Origin of the sequence: Tetragenococcus muriaticus DSM 15685, assembly GCF_000423785.1 — a bacterium.
GTDB lineage: Bacteria > Bacillota > Bacilli > Lactobacillales > Enterococcaceae > Tetragenococcus > Tetragenococcus muriaticus.
On record NZ_AUIQ01000090.1, the window covers coordinates 1 to 3,897 of the forward strand.

Sequence of the window (3,897 nt, forward strand, 5' to 3'; positions counted from 1 at the left end):
GTCTACTGAAATCAAGGTATTAATGGGAATAACAGCCTAAGATATTTGGAGTTCAGAGAGGGCGCGTTTGATTTTCAAACTTCGCAACAGAACCATAAAAACTACTTTCTGTGTCCTGTTTTTTTATTTTAGAAAAATTATTTAATGTTCGATTAACCATGAACTTAGCAAGTTAATGTATTCATCGTGGTGTTCAACAAACGGCATATGGCGACTGTTTTGGAATAACTTCTATTGAGCATTGGACAAATGATCATACATAGTTTTAGCAATTAATGGCGTACATAAGTCAACAGTTGTGGCCTCTTTTTTGATACTGTATAATTAAAGGGTTAGAACCGTGTCATTACTTAATGACATAAGTAAGGAGATAAAAAGATGAAATATGGCTATGCGCGGGTCAGTACCACTGATCAAAAATTAGCAAATCAAATTGAGTTACTAAAATTGGCAGGAGCAGAAAAAATCTTTCAAGAAAAGTTTACCGGCACAACTACCGAACGACCGGAGTTTCAAAAACTGTTGCGCGCTCTAAAAACAGGTGATACTTTGATTGTCACTAAGCTGGATCGGTTTGCGCGGAACACGCGCGAGGCATTAGCCATTATCCAAGAGTTGTTTAAAGAAAATGTCAAAGTCAACATTTTGAATATGGGCTTAATTGACAATACGCCGACTGGCCAATTAGTCTTTACAATATTTAGCGCCTTTGCGCAGTTTGAACGCGATATGATTGTCACGCGCACACAAGAAGGTAAATTGTATGCCAAGCAACATGATCCGTTGTTTCGGGAAGGGCGACCGAAAACGTATTCTGATGAACAAATCAGATTTGCTTATGAGCTGCGAAAACAAGGCATGACCTACAAGATGATTGAACGAAAGACGGGGATTAGTAAACGCACGCAACAGCGACGATTTAAATTAATTGAGAAACCAAGTGATACTTCTAAAATCTAAGACAGGTGAAAGATCATGAAAAAGGATATTTTAAATTATTTCCTATTTTGACTGATCTTTAATAATCGTGTGATGTCCTTAATAGTTTGATTTTTACTGTGTATGGTAAAGTGTTTATATACTATAATTGAAAAAGTGTTCTGGACGATTAATATTCTTATTTGGTCACAAGATAGCTGTCGTTTTTGCTTGAATCTAAAACAATTCATCAGGGATAGTCGAATTAGCTTACGATCACAATATTGTTTTTTTTAATCCGATAACATTGTTAGGAATCAATAAAAGCATCATCATCACTTAGAAAATGTTAACTGCCCTTGGAACTTTGACAGCACGCTTGATCGATATGGTAGTTCTTTTTAGTTAGTCATTCTATGGTAAGATGATCATCGATTTTTAATAACTTAATTTACAATCTACCGCTTTCATAATAAAAACTAATGTACCTAATTATCTCGGACTATGCTATTTAAAAAAACAGTCAGGATTTTCAGTATACGAGCTCTCTGTAATAACTTTCTATATTCAGTACTACCAGCTTATTTCCTAAAAAATACGTATTGATAAAAAAGACTTGATGAAATATAATCATCAAGTCTTTTTCCAAAACTAACAGTCCATTATTACAAAAATATGACGCATAATGAGTTTGTTACTTATAATTGGCAATAATTTTGTCGCTTTAGAAATTTTTAACGACTATTGTGTTTTATAGTAATTTACTCTCTTTAAGTAACTCTTCGATAAACGTTCCCTTTATCTTATTTTTTAGAGCTACTTTAGCTAATTTTGGAATTCCTAAATTAGCCTCATCAATGGTTTTTTTATCTCCCATGTAGTAGATGGCTTTAAGTAGTTCTCGAATATCATAAATGGATCCATAAACTTCAGGAACAGCGCGTTCAACTTCAAGTAAAGTATATACAGATTCCATGGCCGTTCTAATTGAATATTCGGTAGTAAATACAGTGTCATTACTAGGTGACTCTGCGAAATTACCAATAAAGGCTAAATTAACAGATCCCTTAGGAACAATATCTGGCCTATCACCCGCAACGCGGGGCATAAAGTATGATGTAATAAATGGCATAAATACTGGAACGGTATTTATATTGTTTTGGTTAGACAATTGTTTGATTTTTGTCTCAGGGACACCAAGGTGATAAAGGAGTTCTTGAGTAATTTCTTCACCAGAACTTTCTACAATAGTCTTATCAACAAAATTTCCTTTGGTATCTGAATATAGTCCATATATCCATACAGTTGTTTCATTTTCTTTTTGTTCTTTGAAATGTGGCTGCCTATGAACAGCAAAACTCATCAACCAGTTCGAATCGGTTATGGTAATTATCCCACCAGTATTAATTTTGTGATCATGCAAATCACGATTGGTGAGACGCTCAATGTAAGGTTCAATTTCTGGTGATTTTATAGTGGCTGTCGCTGATACGAACCAACTTTTTTCAGGTAGGTTATCATAGAATACTTCTGGATGACCGAAATCATTAGATTGCTCTGCCAGATTCTTCCATAGTGACCAACTACCACCCAACTCTTTTGATATAGGAGCGGGTTTATCATGGCTTCCGTATGTTGAACTTTCTGTAATAGAACCATTTGTAACGAATACAAGATCATCACGTGATAGGCTAACATCATCACCGTCCTGGATCACGAGTTTTTTTGCAATTTTTTCGTCATTTTCGAAATCTACCACAACATTATTAACTTGTGTATCATAGATGAATTCGACATTGTATGACTCTAAATACTTTATAATTGGTAGAACCATAGACTCATATTGATTGTACTTATTGAACTTCAGGGCACTAAAATCAGGTAATCCATCAATATGATGAATAAATCTCATAGTGTATCGACGCATCTCAGCTGCAGAGTGCCACTTTTCAAAAGCAAACATAGTTGCCCAGTACATCCAAAAGTTACTTTCAAAGAACTCATTTGAGAAGAATTCCTCAATAGTCGTCTTACCCAATTTTGACTCAGGAGTTAAAACTAAATCTATTAATTCTTTAGATTTTTCATCCAAAGTATACAGGCCATCAGTTGGTACGCGCTGTCCACGATTATAAATTAGGCGAGTATTAGATGAATTTGGATCGTCTTTATCTAGCCAATAAAATTCATCTAAGTAAGAGGCATCTTTAATTTCTAAAGAAGGAATTGATCGATACATGTCCCACATAGTTTCAAAATGATTTTCCATTTCTCGACCACCACGTGTCACAAAGCCAATGTTGGCACGCTTTTCTCCATCTAAAGATCCACCCGGAGTGGGCAATTCCTCATATATATGAATTTTTTCCCCGGACATATGTCCATCCCGCACTAAGAAAACAGCGGTAGCCAGTCCGGCCAGACCTCCTCCAATAATATACGCTGATTTTTGATCCACATTTTTGGGCTTTCTTGGACGTGCAAAAGCTTCATAATTTCCGTTAGAATATCGCATAATTGCCTCCTTTTACTACGCTTCATGTTGATATACTCTATTTTAAAAATGACTCTTGTTGGTATTCAGGGTTAGGATATTCATAGGAGCCCATGAACTGACCTTGAAAGGCAATTTGCCCACCTAAAATGCCACCACCTGCAACAGTTACATTTTTTATAGACATGTTTCCTCCTATTAGTGATTTAATAGGTTAATTATAGCACTAAGAGAAATCGATTTCAAAAAATAGCAACTATAGTGAAACAGTCACTTTAGTTGCTGCAATCCCCATGAATAAGCGGTGAGTTTTGAAAGATGGAGTCTTTAGTTAGTAGGGAAATTTGTTGCATTATATCATAATTCATATATAACAGCCTGATTATAAAATTACGAGTATGTGTCAAGTTTATTGAGGTTGAATAAAAAAACCGTCTTTTGGGGCAGACACGAAGTTATTTTCAACCTCACTTTCGTTCGGTTTG

At 35.3% G+C, this 3,897-nt stretch carries 3 protein-coding genes and 1 pseudogene; 1 reads left to right on the forward strand and 3 read right to left on the reverse strand.

The features are described from left to right. Positions 1 to 141: 141 nt before the first annotated feature. Positions 142 to 297 (reverse strand): annotated as a pseudogene (locus tag G577_RS12750) (alpha/beta hydrolase); the annotation flags it as partial. 81 nt (positions 298 to 378) lie between these two features. On the opposite strand from G577_RS12750, the gene G577_RS0110075 reads away from it, so the two are divergent. Then, on the forward strand, positions 379 to 960 hold the full coding sequence (locus G577_RS0110075) for a recombinase family protein (RefSeq protein WP_014940888.1): 582 nt from the start codon (positions 379 to 381) through the stop codon (positions 958 to 960). 709 nt (positions 961 to 1,669) lie between these two features. Here G577_RS0110075 and G577_RS0110080 read toward each other — a convergent pair. Together G577_RS0110080 and G577_RS12595 are read right to left on the reverse strand one after the other, a co-directional pair. After that, positions 1,670 to 3,433 carry an oleate hydratase gene (locus tag G577_RS0110080; protein ID WP_028791059.1) on the reverse strand — a complete coding sequence of 588 codons (1,764 nt, stop codon included), beginning with the start codon at positions 3,431 to 3,433 and terminating at the stop codon, positions 1,670 to 1,672. A gap of 37 nt (positions 3,434 to 3,470) precedes the next feature. Then, positions 3,471 to 3,599 carry a hypothetical protein gene (locus tag G577_RS12595; protein ID WP_256253404.1) on the reverse strand — a complete coding sequence of 43 codons (129 nt, stop codon included), beginning with the start codon at positions 3,597 to 3,599 and terminating at the stop codon, positions 3,471 to 3,473. Positions 3,600 to 3,897 lie beyond the last annotated feature (298 nt).